The organism is Pseudonocardia xishanensis, assembly GCF_039541715.1.
Taxonomy (GTDB): Bacteria; Actinomycetota; Actinomycetes; order Mycobacteriales; family Pseudonocardiaceae; genus Pseudonocardia; species Pseudonocardia xishanensis.
This window is the reverse complement of sequence record NZ_BAABGT010000027.1, coordinates 149,484-166,373: the sequence shown is the minus strand read 5'-3', so window position 1 is coordinate 166,373 and position 16,890 is coordinate 149,484. Positions and strand designations below refer to the sequence as shown.

Here is a 16,890-nt window from a genome sequence, read left to right as displayed (position 1 = left end):
CCGTCCGGCCCAGCCGTCCTCGTTATTGATGAGGGACCTCGCGGCGGATCTCCTCCAGCCAGATGCGGGCCGACATGTCGCTCGGTGCCCGCCAGTCACCGCGCGGGGACAGCGAGCCGCCCGCGGAGACCTTGGGGCCGTTGGGCAGCGCGCTGCGCTTGAACTGGGAGAACGAGAAGTAGCGCTGGGCGAACACCTCGGACCACTTCCGGATGTCCGCGATCGTGAACACCCCGCGCTTCTCCGGCGGGAAGCCGACCGGCCAGTCGCCGCGGTCGACGTCCCCCCAGGCGTGGTGGGCCAGGAACGCGATCTTCGCGGGCCGGAAGCCCCAGCGCAGGTAGTGGAACAAGGTGAAGTCCTGCAACGGGTACGGGCCGACCTTGGCCTCGGAGCTCTGCACCTCGCCCGCGTCCGACGGGACGAGCTCGGGGGTGATCTCGGTGTCCAGCACGGACTGCAGGACCTCGCCGACCTCGTCCGAGAACTGCTTCGAGCTGATCACCCAGCGGATCAGGTGCTGGATCAGCGTCTTCGGCACGCCGCCGTTGACGTTGTAGTGCGACATCTGGTCGCCCACGCCGTAGGTGGACCAGCCGAGTGCGAGCTCCGAGAGGTCGCCGGTGCCGAGCACGATCCCGTTGCGCTGGTTGGCCGCGCGGAACAGGTAGTCCGTGCGCAGGCCCGCCTGGACGTTCTCGAAGGTGACGTCGTAGACGGGCTCGCCGCCCGCGAACGGGTGGCCGAGGTTGCGGAGCATCAACGAGGCGGTCTCGGTGATGTCGATCTCGGAGAACGTGACGCCGAGCGCCTCGCCGAGCCGGTAGGCGTTGCCCTTGGTGTGGTCGCCGGTGGCGAAGCCGGGCAGCGTGAACGCGAGGATGTCGCTGCGCGGCCGGTCCTCCCGGTCCATCGCCCTGGCCGCGACGATCAGGGCGTGCGTGGAGTCCAGCCCGCCGGACACGCCGATCACGATCTTGGGCTGGCCGATCGCGCGCAGCCGCTGCTCCAGGCCGCTGACCTGGATGTTGTAGGCCTCGTAGCAGTCCAGCTCGAGGCGCGTCTCGTCCGCGGGGACGAAGGGGAAGCGCTCGATCTCCCGCTTGAGCCCGATGTCGGTGCGCGGCGGGTCCAGCGCGAACTCGATGCAGCGGAACTCGGGTGCGTGGTGGCGGCGGTTGTCGTCGAAGGTCCCCATCCGCAGCCGCTCGGCGGCCAGCAGGTCGAGGTCGACGTCCGCGACGGACTGGCGGGGTCCGCGCGGGAACCGCTCGGTCTCGGCGAGCAGCCCGCCGTTCTCCCAGATCATGGTCTGGCCGTCCCAGGCCAGGTCGGTGGACGACTCGCCCTCGCCCGCCGCGGCGTAGACGTACGCGGCGAGGCAGCGCGAGGAGGCGCTGCGCGCCAACAGCTTCCGGTCCTCGGCGCGGCCGACGGTGATCGGGCTGCCGGAGAGGTTCGCGAGCACCGTCGCGCCGGCCAGCGAGGCCTCAGCGGACGGCGGGATCGGCACCCACATGTCCTCGCAGATCTCGGCGTGCAGCACGAACCCGGGCACGTCCGACGCCGTGAACAGCAGGTCCGGCCCGAACGGCACGTCCTCGCCGCGCAGCCGGATCGTGCCGCGCACGTCGTCCCCGGGGGTGACCTGGCGGCGCTCGTAGAACTCGCGGTAGGTCGGCAGGTAGGACTTCGGCGCGACGCCGAGGACCCGGCCCCTGTGGATCACCGCGGCGCAGTTGTGGATGCGGTGGCGGTGGCGGATCGGCAGGCCCACCACCAGCACCGGGAGCAGGTCGACGGAGCCCTCGACGACCGTGTCCAGCCCGGCGAGGGCGGCGTCGAGCAGGGTGTCCTGCATCAGGATGTCCTCGAGCGAGTACCCGGTCAGGGTCAGCTCCGGGAAGATCGCGAGGCCGACCCCGTCCGCCGCCAGCGCGCGCGCCGTCTCCAGGACGGCGGCCGCGTTGGCGGTGGGTTCGGCGATCGTGGTCCGGATGGTGCAGGCCGCGACCCGGAGGAAGCCGTGCCGGTACGCCGAGTAGAACTCCACGGCTGCATCTTGCCTCAGCGCCTCCGCAGGCGCGGGCTACTATCGCGCTCGGCGGCACCCGGCGCACCCGGCCGTGACCGACCCCCACGCGGCGCTGTCCCGGCCCAGTTCACGGGCGACCCGGTCCTGCCGCCGGCCCCGGACTTCCCGTCCCGCAACGGTCGCTAGGCCCGCAGCGTCGCGACGGAGAGGTCCCAGAGGCGCTCCGCGGCCTCGGGGTCCTTCGCGTAGGCGGCGACCCCGCGCCCGTACGTGCCCGGGGTCGCGGGCAGGGCCTCGGCGCAGTCCTCGAAGTACCGCCCGCCGATGCCCTCCACCAGCGGCGACGCCGCCAGCAGGACCGTCGTCGCGGCGCCCTGGTCGGGGGTCTTCCAGCTCAGGTCGGTGGCGCGGGCGTCCATGGCGGCGAGCTCGGCGTCGTCCAGATGGCGCTGCAGGCCCGTCCGGATCCCGCCCGGCATCACGGCGTTGACGTGGATGCCGTCGCCCGACCAGCGGCGGTTGGCCTCGACCGCGAACAGGGCGTTGGCCGTCTTGGACTGGCCGTAGGCCAGCCATGGGTCGTACGGGCGGCCGTGGAAGTGGATGTCGTCGAACTCGACGGGGGAGCGCAGGTGCGCCCCCGACGACAGCGACACAACCCGGGCGTCCCCGGCGGCGAGCAGGGCCGGGTACAGGCCCGTGGCCAGCGCGAAGTGGCCGAGGTGGTTGGTGGCGAACTGCAGCTCCCAGTGCTCCGCGGTGCGGGTCAGCGGGGTGGCCATGACACCTGCGTTGTTCACCAGCACGTGCAGCGGACCGTCCCAGGTGGACACGAAGGCGCGGATCGAGGTGCGGTCGGTGAGATCGAGCGGGGCGACCGAGACGAGCTCGTTGCCGGTGGACTCGGTGATCGCCGCGGCGGCGACGACGCCGGCGTCGACGTCCCGGACGGCCAGGGTGACGCAGGCGCCCGCGGTGGCGAGCGCGCGGGCGGTCTCGAGGCCGATGCCGGACGCCGCGCCGGTGACGACGGCCCGCCTGCCGTGCAGCTCGAGACCGGCCACAACCTCGGTGGCGGTGGTCTCGGCGTCGAACGGGCCGGTGAACCGGCGGGTACTCGGGTGCGTGATCGGAGGGGTGAGGAAGGTGGTCATGGGGCTCCCCTTCACGGCTGGGTGTGCGTGCCCCGGCGGCGTAAGCTGGCATCCGGAGCTTCCTCCGATCTCAACCCGAGGAAAGCGGAGGCGATTCCGGTTAAGGCGGTGAAGTGGCGTGGGTCACACTGAAGGCGTGACGATGCGACCTCTGCGAGCCGACGCGCGGCGCAACCGGGACAGGCTGCTCGAGGTCGCCGTCGAGGCCTTCACCACCCCCGGTCGGGACGTCTCGCTGGAGGCGATCGCCAAGGCCGCGGGCGTCGGGATCGGCACCCTCTACCGGCACTTCCCCACCCGGGAGGCGCTGGTCGAGGCCGCGTACCGCAACGAGGTCGCCCGGCTGTGCGACGTCGTGCCGCAGCTGCTCGCCGCCGCCCCACCGGACCGCGCGATGCGGACCTGGATGGACCGGTTCGTCGACTACATGACCGCCAAGCGCGGGATGCTGGACACGCTGCGGGCCATCGTCGCCTCCGGCGGGGACCCCTTCGCCGAGACCAAGGGCCGGATGCGCGGCGCGGTCGAGGAGTTCCTCACCGCGGGCGCGGAGGCGGGCACGCTGCGCTCCGACCTCGCCGCGGAGGACGTGTTGGCCGCGCTCTCCGGCGTCACCCTCGCCGCGGGCGGTCCCGATCAGCGGGACCAGGCGGGCAGGCTGCTGGACCTGATCATGGACGGGCTGCGAGCGCGCGGATGACCGCCCCGGGCTCGCCGCCCAGCGGGGCGAGCACCGGGGTGGTCACCCCCGCCTCCACGTAGGCCTGGACCTGCTCGCGCACGGACCCGGCGGGACCGTGCAGGACCAGCCGGTCCACCACGGCGTCGGGGATGGCCTCCACGGCCCCCTTCCGGTCGCCCGCGGCCCACTTCGCCCACATCGGCGTCAGCTCCATCCGGCCCAGCCACTCGTGGAAGGCCCGGTAGACGGGGACGTTCAGGTAGGCGGCGACCATCCGGCGACCGATCGCCCGGGCCTCGTCCGTCGGGACGTCCGGCAGCACGAAGATCCGCGCGACGATCTCGGCGTCCGGCTTGCCGTACTCCCGCACGTGCGGGGCGACAGCGCGGACGTCGTCGCTGGTCAGCCAGTTGACGATGGCTCCGTCGCCCTCCCGCCCGGCCAGCCGGAGCATGCCCGGCCGCAGGGCCGCGAGCAGCACCGGCGGGGCCTGCTCCGGGGCGATCCCGAGGCGGAACCCGCGCACGGCGAAGGAGGGCCACTCGGCGTCCACCTTCTCGCCGGTGAAGGCGCGGCGCAGGAAGTCCAGCAGGTCCCGCACCCGCGCGTACGGCTCGGTGAACGGGATCCCGTTCCAGCGCTCCACGATCACGTCCGACGATGTGCCGACGCCCAGCGCGAACCGGCCCGGCGCGAGCCCCGCCAGCGTCGCCGCGGACTGGGCCAGCAGGGCGGGGCCGCGGGTGAAGGCCGGGACGATCGCGGTGCCGAGGCGCAGGGTGGGCGCCCACTGCGAGGCCAGGACGAGCGGGGTGAACGCGTCCTCCCGGTCCGCCTCGGAGCTCCAGACGTCCGTGTACCCCAGGTCGGGGAGGCTCCGGATCAGCTCGCGCTGGTCGCCCAGCGGAACACCGGTGAGCGGGACCGTGATTCCCCAACGCTGCGGCACCTGTCGAACATAGATCAGAACTCCTCGTGCACGTCCCGGGGCCTGCTCCCGGATCCGGCCGCACTCCGATCATCGCCGCCCGGCTCTCAGGACGAACGCCGCCGCCATCGCCGCCGCGGCGGGACCTCGCGGGCCTCGCGGAGCGCCTCGGAGCGGGCCGCGCGACCCGCCCGCCAGACCTCGACCAGGTCGTCCGGGTCCACGCGGCGGACCGGCAGGACCGGCCCCTCCGGGTTGCGCACGTACGCCGCGATCCGCAGGTTCAGCTCGCTCGCCACCTGTCGGACGGCCTGCTCCGACGGCAGGTCCCGCACCGTCTCCGACAGTCGCTCGGCCTCCTTGCGCAGCTGCATGCCGGTGGGCAGCAACGCGTCCGCCGGGACGCCCTCGCGGCGCACGTACCCGCGGACCCACCAGTCCTCGCGCTGGTCGTGCAGGTTCGGCAGCGGCCTGCCCTTGCCGGGGAGATCGTCGAACTCGCCGCGTTCGATCGCCTCCCGGATGGCCCTCTCGGCGGCGGACTCGTACGGCTCCACCCCTCGACGATAGGTGTTCGTGCTGGTCACGGCCACCGTCCGCGCGCTAGTGTCCGCGTTCATGAGCCCTGTCGACGAGATCCTCGCCCAGGTTCCGCTCGGAGACCTCGCGGCCCGGTTGGGCGTCGACGAGTCCACTGCGGAGCGCGCCGCGCGCCAGGCCCTGCCCGCGCTGCTGGGCGGCATCCAGGCCAATGCGGACGATCCGGCGGGCGCCGCCTCGCTGGCCGGGGCCGTGCAGCAGCACGACGAGTCGCTGATCGACGGCGGCGTCGACCTCGGGCAGGTGGACACGGCGGACGGGGACAAGATCGTCTCGCACGTGTTCGGCGCGCAGCGGGAGACGGTCGTCAACCAGCTGGGCGGGATCGGCGCGCTCGGGGCGCCCGCCGGCGGTGCGGCGCCCGGCGCGCAGGCGGCGCTCGGCGGGCAGGACGGCTCCGGGCTCATCGCGAAGCTGCTGCCGATCCTCGCCCCGATCGTCATGTCCTACCTGGCGAAGAAGCTGTCCGGGTCGCAGGGCAGCGGCGGGCTGCCCGGCGCCGGTGGCGGCGCGGGCGGCGGTCTCGGCGACCTGCTCGGCGGGATCCTCGGCGGCGGCGCCCAGGGGCAGGGCGGCGGCGTGCTCGGCGGCGGCCTGGGCGACCTGCTCGGCGGCCTGCTGGGCGGCGGGCGCAAGTAGGCGGCCCGCGCGGGTGGCCGCATCGGCTGCGGTGGGGCGGAGTCGAGCCGCGTGAAGATCGACGCACGGTTGCGCGACGGGCTCGCCCACACCGTCGAGGATGCCCGGACCTGCGAGGAGATCGGCGTCGACGGCGCATGGAACAGCGAGAACAGGGCCGACCCGTTCCTGCCGATGGTCCGCGCCGCCGAGCACAGCACCCGGCTGGAGATCGGCTCGTCGGTCGCGATCGCCTTCGCCCGGACCCCGATGACGGTGGCATACCAGGCCTGGGACCTGCAGCGGTTCGCCGAGGGGCGGCAACTTGTGGTCCCGCTGGTCACCGACGACATCCCGCACGCCATGTGCTCGGTCGGCACGGAGGCCGAGGTCGCCGCCGACCTGGTCGCCCGCTGGGGCTCGCTGGCGGACCGGATCCGCCTGAACCGCCCCGGCGACACGGCCGGGCCGGGGCGGTTCGAGGGTTTGGTGGGGGCGCTGCGGGCGGCCCGGTAGGGGTCAACGGTCTCGGACCGCGGCACAGGCGACCTCGAACAGTCCTGCACGGATGTCCGCGGCCTTCGTCCAGCCGCGGTGCTCCCACTCCTCCCCGGCCAACGAGTCGCCCGCGAACAGCAGGTGGGCGAGGCGGACGCCGCGGTGGCGGGCCACGGCGATCAGGGCGGAGGCCTCCATGTCGACGACCACGCAGCCTTCGGCGACCCGGCGGTCCACCCGGGTGCGGGTCTCGCGGAAGACGGCGTCGGTCGTCCAGGTGCGGGCGGTGACGTAGGGGACGTCGGCGGCGTCGAGGGTCGAGCTCAGGGCGGCCATCCCCACCGGGTCGGCTTCGATCACACGACCGGCGGGGGCGTAGTGGAAGGACGTGCCCTCGTCCCGGACCGCGGAGTCCACGACGACCGCGTGCCCGACGGTCAGCTCCGGCACCAGCGACCCCGCGCCCCCCACCGCCACCACGGACCGCACCCCGAGCGCGACGAGCTCCTCCAGGAAGATCACCGACAGCGGCGCCCCGACGCCCGGTTGCACGACCGCGACCGCCACCCCGTCGCGCTCGATCACGTGTACCGGCCACGGCCCCAGCTCCGACGACAGATGGATCGTCCGTACGGGCTCCAGGCCCGCGACCACCTCGGGGAAGAAGCACAGCACGGCCCGCTCCGGCAGGCGCACGCCCCGTGGCACGACGCGGTGCGGGTCGAGCAGGGCGGGCCGGTCCAGGTCGTTCTCGAGCAGCGGGAGATCCACGCGCCGATCCTCCCGCGGCGGGACCGGCGCCGATCACGGGCGCCCCGGCCGCGGATGCGTCACCATGTCAGCGGACCCAGGGAATGTTGCGTACGCAACTACCGTTGCGTCCAGCACCACGACGGAAGGGGAGTCCGATGCCACAGCCCGAGGGAGCCGAGCTCGAGGCGGTCCGCGCGAGGCGCGCCGACCTGCGCGGGAAGTACCTGCAGGCACCCGCCGACCGGCGGCCGACCACCGTGCAGGGCGTGCACCACATCGCGCTGGTCTGCAAGGACGTCGAGGAGACGATCCGCTTCTACCAGGAGCTGCTCGGCTTCCCGCTCGTCGAGCTGGTGGAGAACCGCGACTACGCGGGCTCGAGCCACTTCTTCTTCGACATCGGCAACGGGAACCTGCTCGGCTTCTTCGACTTCCCCGGCCACGACCACAAGCCGTTCGAGGAGACCATCGGCGCGGTCCAGCACCTCGCGCTCTCGACCTCGCCGGAGGAGTTCGAGAAGGCGAAGGCCCGGCTGACGGAGGCGGGCGTCGACTACCTGGGCCCGGACCGAGGCGTGGACAACAGTCTCTACATCCGGGATCCCAACGGGGTGGGGCTGGAGTTCTACCGGGAGGAGCTGGGGCGCTTCGAGGGCGAGCCGCTCCTCGGCTGAGCGGTACCGGCGGGCGCGGATCCGGGCACCCGGGGCAACCCGTCCGGGTCCCGGACGTCCTACGGGTGAGGGACGGGTACGGCCGTCTCGCTACCGTGGGTCCGGATCGGATCCCGTCGGGAAGGGGCGCGATGAACGGACCACGCGGGCCGCAGGGGCCGCCGCCGCGCCGTGGTGGTGGTCCGGGCTGGACCAACCAGCCGGTCGGTCCCTCCCAGCGCCCTCCCGGCCACCGGCCGCCGCCGAACCGGGTCCCGCCGCCTCCGCCGCAGTCCACCCGGGTGATCCCGACCGGGGCACCCCAGTCGAACCGACCCCGCGAGGAGTACCGCCCGCCCGTCCGGACCCGGGCGCCCAAGGTGCGCGGGCCGCGCCGCTGGGGCCGCCGGATCAGATGGATCGCGCTGGTACTGCTCGTCGCGCTGGTCGGCTGGGGTGTCTACCTCGACCGGAACCTCAACCGGGTCGAGGCGCTGCCCGCCGACTCCGCCGCGACGTCGTCCGGCACGAACTGGCTGATCGTCGGCTCGGACAGCCGCGCGGATCTCGGGGCGGAGGACCAGGAGCGTCTCGGCACCGGGGACGCGGCGGGCCAGCGCACCGACACGATCATGCTGCTGCACTCCGGCAGCTCGGGATCGGTGCTGGTCAGCCTGCCGCGGGACTCCTACGTCCCGATCGAGGGCCACGGGTCGAACAAGCTGAACGCCGCGTACGCCTTCGGCGGCGCCCCGCTGCTGATCACCACCGTGGAGAACGCCACCGGGCTGCGCATCGACCACTACGCGGAGATCGGCTTCGGCGGGTTCGTCAACGCCGTGGACGCGGTGGGCGGCGTCGACATGTGCATCCCGCAGGCGATCAAGGACCCCAAGGCGAACCTGGACATCACGACCGGCTGCCAGGAGCTGGACGGGGTCACCGCGCTCGGCTACGTCCGCACGCGGGCCACCGCGGGCTCGGACTTCGACCGGGTGCAGCGCCAGCGGGAGTTCATGTCGGCCCTGATCGGCAAGGCCACGAGCCCGGCCACGATCGTCAACCCGTTCCGCGTCGTGCCGCTGGCGGACGCGGTGACCGGCCTGATCACGGTGGACTCCAGCGACCACATCTGGAACCTCGCCCAGCTCGGCCTGGCCATGCGCGGGGTGACGAACGGCGGCGTGGCGACCACGGTCCCCGTGGGAAGCACTCCGACGGTCGGCGGCCAGTCGGTGGTCCGCTGGGACAAGGCCAGGGCGAGCCAACTCTTCGAGTCCCTCCAGAAGGACCGAACGCCCCCCGAGTCCGCCCACGGCCCCTGAGCTCGGTCTAGGCGGAGCGGCGCTTGCGCGTGGTCGCGGGCTTGTCCTCCGCGTCCTCGTCCTTCTTCTTGCGGGCGGCGGGCTTGCGTGCGGGCTTCTTCTCGGGCTCGGGCTCGGGCTCGGGCTCCGGCTCGGCGGCCTTGCCCGCCTTGCCCTTCGCCGCCTCGACGCTCGCCTGCAGGGCCGAGAGCAGGTCGGTCATGGAGTCGCCCTCGTCCTCCTTCTTCGCCTCGACGGGCGCGGGCCGGGCGTCCCCGTGCTCCTTCTTCGACTCGATCAGCTCGACGACCGCGTCCCGGTACTCGTCGTGGAAGTCGCTCGGGTCGAAGTCCGCGCCCATGCTCTCGATCAGCGAGGACGCCATCTTCAGCTCCTGCGGCTTGAGATCGACGTCCTGGTCGAGGATGTCGAACGCGGGCTCGCGGATCTCGTCCGGCCACAGCATCGTCTGCAGCACGATCGTCTTGTCCCGCACCCTCAGCAGCGCCAGCGACTCCCGCTGCCGCAGCGCGAACCGGACCACCGCCATCCGCTCGGTCTCGGCCAGCGCCTCGCGCAGCAGCGCGTAGGGCTTGGCGGCCTTGGTCTCCGGCTCGAGGTAGTAGGCCTTGTCGAACAGCAGCGGGTCGATCTGGTCCGCCGGCACGAACTCGACGACGTCGATCTCGTGGCCGGACGCGATGGGCAGCGAGTCGAGGTCCGACTCGTCCAGCGTGATGAGCTCGCCGTCCTCGGTCTCGTAGCCCTTGACGATGTCCGCGTACTCCACGACCTCGCCGCACACCTGGCAGGTCCGCTTGTACTTGATCCGCCCGCCGTCCGCCCCGTGGACCTGGTGGAAGCGGATGTCGTGGTTGGTCGTGGCCGAGTACAGCTTGATGGGCACGCTGACCAGCCCGAATGAGACGGCACCGCTCCACATCGCTCGCATGGTGACAGCATGACGGTGTGCAGCCCATGCTCGCCACTCCCGGTGCCCTTCCGACCGGGCCGGAGTGGGTCTACGAGGTCAAGTGGGACGGCATGCGCCTGCTCGCCGCCGTCACGGACGGCGTGCTGCGGCTGTCCACCCGCGGCGGCCGGGACGTCACCGCGGACTTCCCCGAGCTCGCCGGGCTGACCGCGATCGCCCCGGACGTCGTGCTGGACGGCGAGGTCGTCCTGCTGGAGGACGGCGTCCCCAGCTTCGCGGCGCTGGCCGACCGCCTGCACGCCCCCGTGGCCAGGACGAAGGCCCTCGCCCGGCCCGTCACGTTCATGGTGTTCGACGTGCTCCGGCTCTACGGGGTGGACCTGCGCGAACGGCCACTGCACGAGCGCCGGGCCACCCTCGAGCGCCTCGACACCGCGGCCGTGTCCACCGTGGCGCTCTCCCCGCTCTACACCGACGGGCGGGCCCTGCTCGACGCGACGGCGCGGCGCGGGATGGAGGGGATCGTGGCCAAGCGGCGGGAGTCGCCCTACGACGGCGGGCCCGGTTGGGTGAAGGTGACCCACCTCCACACCCAGACCTGCCTGGTCGGGGGATGGCGCACCGAGCGCGGCGCGATCACCGCCCTGCTGCTCGGTCTGCCGGACGGCGGCGACCTCGCCTACGTCGGGCGCGTCGGGGCGGGGCTCGCGGGCGCCCCGGTGCAGCGCGTGCTGTCCGACCTGCTCACCGACACCGCACGTGCGACCCCACCCTTCGGGGAGCGTCCGCCGCGGGCGGACGGAGCGGGGGCGCAGTGGTGCGAGCCCGTCGTCGCCGTCGAGGTCGCGCACCTGGGCTGGACCTCCGCGGGGAGGCTCCGGCAGCCGGTGTTCCGCGGGGTCCGCGCGGACGTCGAGCCGCAGGACGTGCGCCGGGAGGGCTAGCTACCGGGCCGGACGGGGTGTTTGATGACGCAGCGATCACTACCCGCGGGATGCTCGAGAAGGGGGCACTCATGGTGGAACTCGACCCGGACGGCCCGGCGAACTGAGTCCTGCAGCTCGTCCGAGGCCACCCGCACCGGTGGCCGCCTCCTCCCGCTCCCTACGGTGGTGTCGATGACGACCATGCTGACCTGGCAGGCCGACGGCAGGCCCGGCCTCGAAGGCGTACGTGTCCACTTCGGACCCGGGCCGCTCGGTTTCCGCGCGCTCGGCCGGATCGTCCGTCCGGACCCGGCGGGTGACTTCACGGCGTCCTACAACCTGGTGGTGCGCGAGGACGGGAAGCTCGTCCGGCTCTCGCTGACCACGGCCACCACGGCCGCCGAGAGGCACCTCACGATCCAGCGCACGGACGACGGCTTCTGGCTGCTCGACGACGGCTCCGGCAGCGAGCGTGCGGACTTCGACGGTGCCGCGGACGTGGACCTGGCCTTCAGCCCGCTGTTCAACTCGCTGCCCCTCCGGCGGCTGGCCGCCCACCGCGAGTCGGTGGACGTGGAGCTGCCGGTGGTGTTCGTGTCGCTGCCGGATCTCGAGGTGAGCACCGCGATGCAGCGGTACGCGACCGTGCGGGCGGGGGACGGCGACGTCCCGGCGCAGGTCGGGTTCTCCTCGGGGGGCTTCGAGGCCGAGCTGGAGGTGGACGTCGACGGGTTCGTGATCTCCTACCCCGGGATCGCCGCGCTGCTCTCCAGCGAGCGCGCGGACCAGGCGGCGCGGGCCTGAGTCAGGCGCGCACCGCCGCCACGGCCTCCTCCAGCAGCGTGGCGAGGTCGGTGCCCTCGGCCGCCACCCAGCGGTCGGTGGCCACGTCCAGGCAGGCCAGGCCTGCCGCGATGATCGCCTCGGCCGCGGCCTGCCCGACGGGGGCCGCGGCGGGCCGCACGGCGAGCTCGGGGGCGATGAGCTCGATCCAGCCCGCGTGCTTCTCGGCGCGCCGGGCCCGCAGGGCGGGTGTCTCCACGCAGACCCGCCCGATCGCCCGCTCCCGTGCGGTGTCCCAGCCGGGCGTCGACTCCATCGACCGTGCGACGGCGAGCAGCGCCTCCCACGGCGCCTCGGTGAGCGGGCGGGTGGCCAGGGCGGCGCGGATGAACTCGCCGGTGCTCGCGAGGCCGTGCAGGACGACGTCCTCCTTCGTGCCGAAGTAACGGAACAGCGACCGGCGCGAGACCCCCGCCTTCGCGGCGATCTCGTCCATCGTCGTGGCCTCGAAGCCCTGCGCGACGACGAGGTCCATCGCCGCCAGCGCGATGTCGTCCCGCACCGTCCGCCGCGTCTGCTCCCACAAGCCCACGTCCCCAGCGTAGCTCATGGTGCCAGGTTGGCACTCAGTGTCAACTGGCATGGAGTGCGACCCATGGATCACCGCAACCAGACCGTCCTCGTCACCGGCGCCGGCTCCGGGATCGGCGACTCCTTCGCCCGGGAGGCCGCGCGCCGCGGCTCCGACCTGGTGCTCGTCGCCCGGCGCGCCGAGCGCCTCGAGGCCCTGGCCGCCGAGCTCACCGCGACCCACGGGACGACGGTCGAGATCATCCCGATGGACCTGGGCGGGCCCGAGGCCGCCGCCGAGCTGGTCGCGGAGGTGGACCGGCGCGGGATCGAGGTGACCGCGCTGGTCAACAACGCCGGCTTCGGCGACCACGGGCTCGTCCACGAGCAGGACCCGGCCCGGCTGCAGGAGATGGTGCAGCTCAACGTCGGCACGCTGGTCGGGTTGAGCCGGGCGTTCCTGCCACGGCTGCGGGCCGGCGGCTGCTACCTGGTGAACGTGGCGAGCCTGGCCGCCTACCAGCCGATCCCGGAGCTCGCGGTCTACGCCGCGACCAAGGCGTTCGTGCTCAGCTTCACCGAGGCGCTCTGGCACGAGACCAAGGGCACCGACCTGCGCGTGCTGTGCCTGTCACCGGGTCTGACCGGCACCGAGTTCCTCGAGGTCGCGGGCGAGGTGGCCGCGGGCGGGACCTCGATGATGCAGACGCCCGAGCAGGTCGTCGACACCGCGATGCGCACGCTGGACGGCCGTTCCACGCCGAGCGTGGTCTCCGGCGCGCTGAACCGCGTCACCGCCAACCTGCACCGGTTCTTCCCGCGGCGGCTCGGGATCGAGGTCATCGCCCGGGTGACCGCGAGCCGTCCGCCCGCGGTGGCGGCTACTTCCAGCCGCTGACGACGTCTCCGCGGCGGCCGAGCTCGCGCAGGTCCTCCAGGGCCCGCGGCCCGTCCAGCGACACCGCGAGGCCCAGCGGCTCCCGGGTGGACCTCCAGCGCTGCCGCGCGAGGTAGCCCGACTCGACCGTGGCCTTGAGGCCGCCCGTGGAGGCCAGCGCCCCGCGCATCACGCCGAGCCGGCCGAGGGCCTCGTCGACCGCGGCGAGCAGGGCGGGGCGGTTGCCCTCGCACATCGCCAGGGTCAGCTCGGGACGGGTGCCCGCCACCCGGGTGCCGTCGGCGAAGGAGCTCGCGGACAGGGCGAGGGCGAGGTCGTCGTCCGGGTCACCCGCGCCGACGGTCGCCAGCACCGCGGCCAGGAGGTGCGGCAGGTGGGAGATCCGCGCGACGGCGAGGTCGTGCTCGTCGCTCGCCGCGGGCACGACCCGGGACCCGCAGGCCCAGGCCAGCTCGGCGACGTCCTTCCACACACCCGTGTCCACGCCGTCGTCCGCGACCACGACCCAGGCGGCGTCCCGGAACAGGTCGGCGTCCCCGGCGGCCCAGCCGGACTCGGCGGTCCCGGCCATGGGGTGCCCGCCGACGTACCGGGCGCGCGGGGCGTAGGTGGTGACGAGGTCCTGCACGGCCACCTTCACGCTCACCGCGTCGGTCAGCCGGACGGTCGGCGCGACGGCGTCGATCCTGGTCAGCACCTGCTCGACGGCAGGCAGCGGGACGGCGATCACGACCAGCGCGTCCGCGTCGGTGGCCCGGCGCAGGGCGGCGTCGAGGTCGGTGTCGACCGCGAACCCGTCCGCCTGCGCGGCCGCCGCCGTACCCGCCGACCCGGCGACCCCCCAGCACTCCCGCCCCGCCGCGGTCGCGGCGCGCAGCAGCGACCCGCCGATCAGCCCGGTCCCCACCACGCACAGCGCCCGCATGGCGGAGGAGGCTAGCGGAGGGCCGAGGGCTTGTGTCCCGATGGGGACACCACCGCAGCGGGAGACACGTCCTAGTCGCGAGTCAGGACACCCGCCACACGGAGGATCCCGCGCTCCTCCAGACGCCTGCCCACGATCTGCACGCCTGCGGGCAGCCCGGAGACCGGGGCGGGGACCGAGACCGCGGGCCAGCCGGTGAGGTTGAACGGCTTGGTGAGGTCCAGCAGGTCCGGCAGCGTCGACCCGGTGCGCTCGCCGATCGGCGTGGCGCGCGCCCGGGTGGTGGCGCTGACCAGCACGTCCATGTCCGAGGCGGCCGCGGCGAACTCGGCGGTGAGCCTGCGGCGGGTGCGCTGGGCACTCACGTAGTCCGCGGCGGTGATCCCGGCGGCGCGCTCCAGCCGCGAGGCCGTCTCGGCCTGGTACGGCGCGCCCTGCGCGAGCCACTCGCGGTGGGTCGCGTACGCCTCGCCGCCGACGATCGTCGAGTAGGTCGCCGCGAGCTCGTCGATGAACGGCGTGCGGATCTCGATGATCTCCGCGCCCGCCTTCTCCAGCAGCCGGAGGGCCTCGGTGAGGTCGGTGCCGTGCCAGTAGTCGTCGACCAGGACACCGACGTGGGCGCCGGAGATCCCGGGCGGCTGGATACCGCCGCCGGTGCCGTCCGGGCGGGACAGCACGTCCCACGCGACCGACGCGGTGTGCGCGTCCGCGGCGAGGACACCGACCGTGTCCAGGGTCTCGGCCAGCGGGAACACCCCGTCGGTGGACAGCACGCCGAGCTCCGGCTTGAGCCCGACCACCCCGCACAGCGCCGCGGGCGTGCGCACGCTGGCACCCGTGTCGGTGCCCAGCGCGAGCGGCACGTACCCCGCCGCGACCGCCACCGCGGAGCCGGACGACGAGCCGCCGCTGATCCGCTCCGGATCGTGCGGGTTGCGGGTGGGCCCGGCCGCCGCGACGTCCCCGGTCGGCCCGTAGGCGAACTCGTGCGTGGCCAGCTTGGCGACGATCACCGCCCCCGCCTCGCGCAGCCGGGCGACCACGGGGCCCTCGGTGGTGGCCGGGGTGGCCGGGAGGACGTCGGAGCCCGCGCGGGTGGGCATCCCGACGACGTCGAACAGGTCCTTCACCCCGACCGCGACGCCGTGCAGCGGCCCCCGCCACTCGTGCCGGGCCAGCTCGGCGGCCCGCTCCTCGGCCACGGCGAGTGCGTCCCCGGCGACCGCCACGACCGCGTTGAACGGGTCCGCGGCCAGCTTCTCCAGTGTCTCGCGCACGTGCTCGACGGGGGAGAGCTCGCCGGAACGCAGGGCCAGGGACAGATCACGAAGGCTGGGCACGGTCCTAGTTCACCCCATGGCGAGGGCGCTGTAGAGAGCGACCCCGGCGGGCATGGCGGACTCGTCGAAGCGGACGCGGTTGGAGTGGTTCGGGGCGGCCTCGTGGGGCGCGGTCCCCGGCGGGCAGGCGCCCAGGAACGCGAGCGCCCCCGGCACCTTCTCCAGCACGTAGGCGAAGTCCTCGGCACCCATGATCGGGGTCGGCATGGTGCAGACCCGGGTGTCGCCGAGCAGGCGTCTGCCGGTGTCGGCGAACCGGGCGGTGGCCGCGGGATCGTTGACCGTGACGGGGTAGCCCGACTCGATCCGGACCGCGGCGGTGCAGTCGTGGGCGAGGGCGGTGTGGGTGCAGACCCGCTCGATCTCCCGGTGCACCGCGCGGCGGACCTGCTCGGACATCGTCCGCACGGTGCCGACCAGCTCGGCGGTCTCCGGGATGACGTTGTCCGTGGTCCCGGCCGTGATCCGGCTGATCGTCAGCACCGTCGGGTCGTGGGTGTCGATGCGGCGGGTGACCATCGTCTGCAGCGCGCCGACCATCGCGGCCGCGGCGGGCACCGGATCCACGGCGTGGTGCGGGGCCGACGCGTGCCCTCCGCGGCCGGTGACGGTGACCCGCAGGACGTCCGCCGCCGCCATGATCGGCCCCGGTCGCAGGTGCAGCTCGCCGGTCGGCATCGTGGCGCTGACGTGCAGCGCGAACGCCGCGTCCGGGCGGCCGCCGGGGCCGTGCCGGTCCAGCAGTCCTTCGTCGATCATGAGCCGGGCGCCGTGGTGGCCCTCCTCGCCGGGCTGGAACATCAGCACGACCCGCCCGGGAACGTCCTCGCGACGCGCGCAGAGCAGCCGGGCGGCCGACGCGAGCATCGCGGTGTGCAGGTCGTGACCGCACGCGTGCATGACGCCGGGTACCTCGGAAGCGTGGTCCACGGTCGCGTCCTCCTGCAGTGGCAGGGCGTCCATGTCGGCGCGCAGGAGCGTGGTCGGGCCGGGCCTGCCGCCGTCCAGCACGGCGACCAGGGAGGTCAGCTCGCGGCCTGCGAACAGCCGGAGCGGGAGGTCGGCCAGCTCGCTCCGCACCAGGTCGAGGGCATGGGGGAGCGCCAGACCGGTCTCGGGGTGGCGGTGCAGCGCGCGACGCAGGGCCACCGTCCGCGGTTGCAGCGCCCGGGCCGCACCGAGGAGGGCGGCGGGAGCGCCGAGCAGGTCGCGCATCACCCGATCCTGTCACCGTGGGCGAGGCCACCCGAATTGTGGTTTGTACCACATCCGATTGAGGCCTACCG

At 73.6% G+C, this 16,890-nt stretch carries 18 protein-coding genes; 8 read left to right on the top strand and 10 right to left on the bottom strand.

The window, feature by feature from the left end:
* Positions 1-22 precede the first annotated feature (22 nt).
* A complete protein-coding gene (locus tag ABD993_RS10475) occupies positions 23-2,053 on the bottom strand; it encodes an NAD(+) synthase (RefSeq protein ID WP_345415188.1) in 2,031 nt (676 codons plus the stop codon).
* A 164-nt stretch (positions 2,054-2,217) separates the two neighbouring features.
* Positions 2,218-3,189 carry an SDR family NAD(P)-dependent oxidoreductase gene (locus ABD993_RS10470; RefSeq protein ID WP_345415185.1) on the bottom strand — a complete coding sequence of 324 codons (972 nt, stop codon included), beginning with the start codon at positions 3,187-3,189 and terminating at the stop codon, positions 2,218-2,220.
* A gap of 142 nt (positions 3,190-3,331) precedes the next feature.
* On the opposite strand from ABD993_RS10470, the gene ABD993_RS10465 reads away from it, so the two are divergent.
* Positions 3,332-3,889 carry a TetR/AcrR family transcriptional regulator gene (locus tag ABD993_RS10465; RefSeq protein ID WP_345415292.1) on the top strand — a complete coding sequence of 186 codons (558 nt, stop codon included), beginning with the start codon at positions 3,332-3,334 and terminating at the stop codon, positions 3,887-3,889.
* On the opposite strand, the gene ABD993_RS10460 is transcribed toward ABD993_RS10465, so the two are convergent.
* Both ABD993_RS10460 and ABD993_RS10455 read right to left on the bottom strand, forming a co-directional pair.
* Entirely contained in the window at positions 3,861-4,820 is a 960-nt protein-coding gene (locus ABD993_RS10460) for an LLM class F420-dependent oxidoreductase (RefSeq protein ID WP_345415183.1), read from the bottom strand. The genes ABD993_RS10465 and ABD993_RS10460 overlap by 29 nt on opposite strands.
* A gap of 86 nt (positions 4,821-4,906) precedes the next feature.
* Positions 4,907-5,386, bottom strand: a complete 480-nt coding sequence (locus ABD993_RS10455) for a DnaJ family domain-containing protein (protein WP_345415180.1) — start codon at positions 5,384-5,386, stop codon at positions 4,907-4,909.
* A gap of 31 nt (positions 5,387-5,417) precedes the next feature.
* Here ABD993_RS10455 and ABD993_RS10450 point away from each other — a divergent pair, with 31 nt between their 5' ends.
* Positions 5,418-6,038, top strand: coding sequence for a DUF937 domain-containing protein (locus tag ABD993_RS10450; protein WP_345415177.1), 621 nt, complete (start codon positions 5,418-5,420; stop codon positions 6,036-6,038).
* A 51-nt stretch (positions 6,039-6,089) separates the two neighbouring features.
* On the top strand, positions 6,090-6,533 hold the full coding sequence (locus ABD993_RS10445) for an LLM class flavin-dependent oxidoreductase (protein WP_345415174.1): 444 nt from the start codon (positions 6,090-6,092) through the stop codon (positions 6,531-6,533).
* 3 nt (positions 6,534-6,536) lie between these two features.
* Here ABD993_RS10445 and ABD993_RS10440 read toward each other — a convergent pair whose 3' ends face one another.
* Positions 6,537-7,286 carry a nucleoside phosphorylase gene (locus ABD993_RS10440; RefSeq protein WP_345415171.1) on the bottom strand — a complete coding sequence of 250 codons (750 nt, stop codon included), beginning with the start codon at positions 7,284-7,286 and terminating at the stop codon, positions 6,537-6,539.
* 137 nt (positions 7,287-7,423) lie between these two features.
* Here ABD993_RS10440 and ABD993_RS10435 point away from each other — a divergent pair, with 137 nt between their 5' ends.
* Positions 7,424-7,942 (top strand): VOC family protein, encoded by a 519-nt coding sequence (locus tag ABD993_RS10435; RefSeq protein WP_345415168.1) that lies wholly within the window; start codon positions 7,424-7,426, stop codon positions 7,940-7,942.
* Between the two features lie 281 nt (positions 7,943-8,223).
* Positions 8,224-9,246, top strand: coding sequence for an LCP family protein (locus ABD993_RS10430; RefSeq protein ID WP_345415165.1), 1,023 nt, complete (start codon positions 8,224-8,226; stop codon positions 9,244-9,246).
* Between the two features lie 7 nt (positions 9,247-9,253).
* Here ABD993_RS10430 and ku read toward each other — a convergent pair whose 3' ends face one another.
* Entirely contained in the window at positions 9,254-10,177 is a 924-nt protein-coding gene (gene ku, locus ABD993_RS10425; RefSeq protein WP_345415162.1) for a non-homologous end joining protein Ku, read from the bottom strand.
* Between the two features lie 26 nt (positions 10,178-10,203).
* Here ku and ligD point away from each other — a divergent pair, with 26 nt between their 5' ends.
* Together ligD and ABD993_RS10415 are read left to right on the top strand one after the other, a co-directional pair.
* Positions 10,204-11,103 (top strand): non-homologous end-joining DNA ligase, encoded by a 900-nt coding sequence (ligD, locus tag ABD993_RS10420; protein WP_345415159.1) that lies wholly within the window; start codon positions 10,204-10,206, stop codon positions 11,101-11,103.
* A gap of 174 nt (positions 11,104-11,277) precedes the next feature.
* Entirely contained in the window at positions 11,278-11,889 is a 612-nt protein-coding gene (locus tag ABD993_RS10415; RefSeq protein ID WP_345415156.1) for a putative glycolipid-binding domain-containing protein, read from the top strand.
* A 1-nt stretch (position 11,890) separates the two neighbouring features.
* On the opposite strand, the gene ABD993_RS10410 is transcribed toward ABD993_RS10415, so the two are convergent.
* Entirely contained in the window at positions 11,891-12,478 is a 588-nt protein-coding gene (locus ABD993_RS10410; protein WP_345415153.1) for a TetR/AcrR family transcriptional regulator, read from the bottom strand.
* 45 nt (positions 12,479-12,523) lie between these two features.
* On the opposite strand from ABD993_RS10410, the gene ABD993_RS10405 reads away from it, so the two are divergent.
* Positions 12,524-13,336: an SDR family NAD(P)-dependent oxidoreductase gene (locus tag ABD993_RS10405; RefSeq protein ID WP_345415150.1), complete on the top strand. Its 813-nt coding sequence runs from the start codon at positions 12,524-12,526 to the stop codon at positions 13,334-13,336.
* On the opposite strand, the gene ABD993_RS10400 is transcribed toward ABD993_RS10405, so the two are convergent.
* The 3 genes from ABD993_RS10400 to ABD993_RS10390 all read right to left on the bottom strand — a co-directional run bounded on the left by ABD993_RS10400 (position 13,320) and on the right by ABD993_RS10390 (position 16,819).
* Positions 13,320-14,261 carry a prephenate dehydrogenase gene (locus ABD993_RS10400; protein WP_345415147.1) on the bottom strand — a complete coding sequence of 314 codons (942 nt, stop codon included), beginning with the start codon at positions 14,259-14,261 and terminating at the stop codon, positions 13,320-13,322. The two genes, ABD993_RS10405 and ABD993_RS10400, sit on opposite strands and share 17 nt — an antisense overlap.
* 71 nt (positions 14,262-14,332) lie before the next feature.
* Positions 14,333-15,604 carry an amidase gene (locus tag ABD993_RS10395; protein ID WP_345415144.1) on the bottom strand — a complete coding sequence of 424 codons (1,272 nt, stop codon included), beginning with the start codon at positions 15,602-15,604 and terminating at the stop codon, positions 14,333-14,335.
* A gap of 9 nt (positions 15,605-15,613) precedes the next feature.
* A complete protein-coding gene (locus ABD993_RS10390) occupies positions 15,614-16,819 on the bottom strand; it encodes a M20 metallopeptidase family protein (RefSeq protein WP_345415141.1) in 1,206 nt (401 codons plus the stop codon).
* Positions 16,820-16,890: the final 71 nt, after the last annotated feature.

Excerpts from the sequence above, each read along its gene's own strand:
- ABD993_RS10415 (WP_345415156.1), top strand. The coding sequence starts at position 11,278 with ATGACGACCATGCTGACCTGGCAGGCCGACGGCAGGCCCGGCCTCGAA.
- ligD (WP_345415159.1), top strand. The coding sequence starts at position 10,204 with ATGCTCGCCACTCCCGGTGCCCTTCCGACCGGGCCGGAGTGGGTCTAC.
- ABD993_RS10465 (WP_345415292.1), top strand. The coding sequence starts at position 3,332 with ATGCGACCTCTGCGAGCCGACGCGCGGCGCAACCGGGACAGGCTGCTC.
- ABD993_RS10400 (WP_345415147.1), bottom strand. The coding sequence starts at position 14,261 with ATGCGGGCGCTGTGCGTGGTGGGGACCGGGCTGATCGGCGGGTCGCTG.
- ABD993_RS10405 (WP_345415150.1), top strand. The coding sequence starts at position 12,524 with ATGGATCACCGCAACCAGACCGTCCTCGTCACCGGCGCCGGCTCCGGG.
- ku (WP_345415162.1), bottom strand. The coding sequence starts at position 10,177 with ATGCGAGCGATGTGGAGCGGTGCCGTCTCATTCGGGCTGGTCAGCGTG.
- ABD993_RS10410 (WP_345415153.1), bottom strand. The coding sequence starts at position 12,478 with ATGAGCTACGCTGGGGACGTGGGCTTGTGGGAGCAGACGCGGCGGACG.
- ABD993_RS10435 (WP_345415168.1), top strand. The coding sequence starts at position 7,424 with ATGCCACAGCCCGAGGGAGCCGAGCTCGAGGCGGTCCGCGCGAGGCGC.
- ABD993_RS10470 (WP_345415185.1), bottom strand. The coding sequence starts at position 3,189 with ATGACCACCTTCCTCACCCCTCCGATCACGCACCCGAGTACCCGCCGG.
- ABD993_RS10450 (WP_345415177.1), top strand. The coding sequence starts at position 5,418 with ATGAGCCCTGTCGACGAGATCCTCGCCCAGGTTCCGCTCGGAGACCTC.
- ABD993_RS10390 (WP_345415141.1), bottom strand. The coding sequence starts at position 16,819 with ATGCGCGACCTGCTCGGCGCTCCCGCCGCCCTCCTCGGTGCGGCCCGG.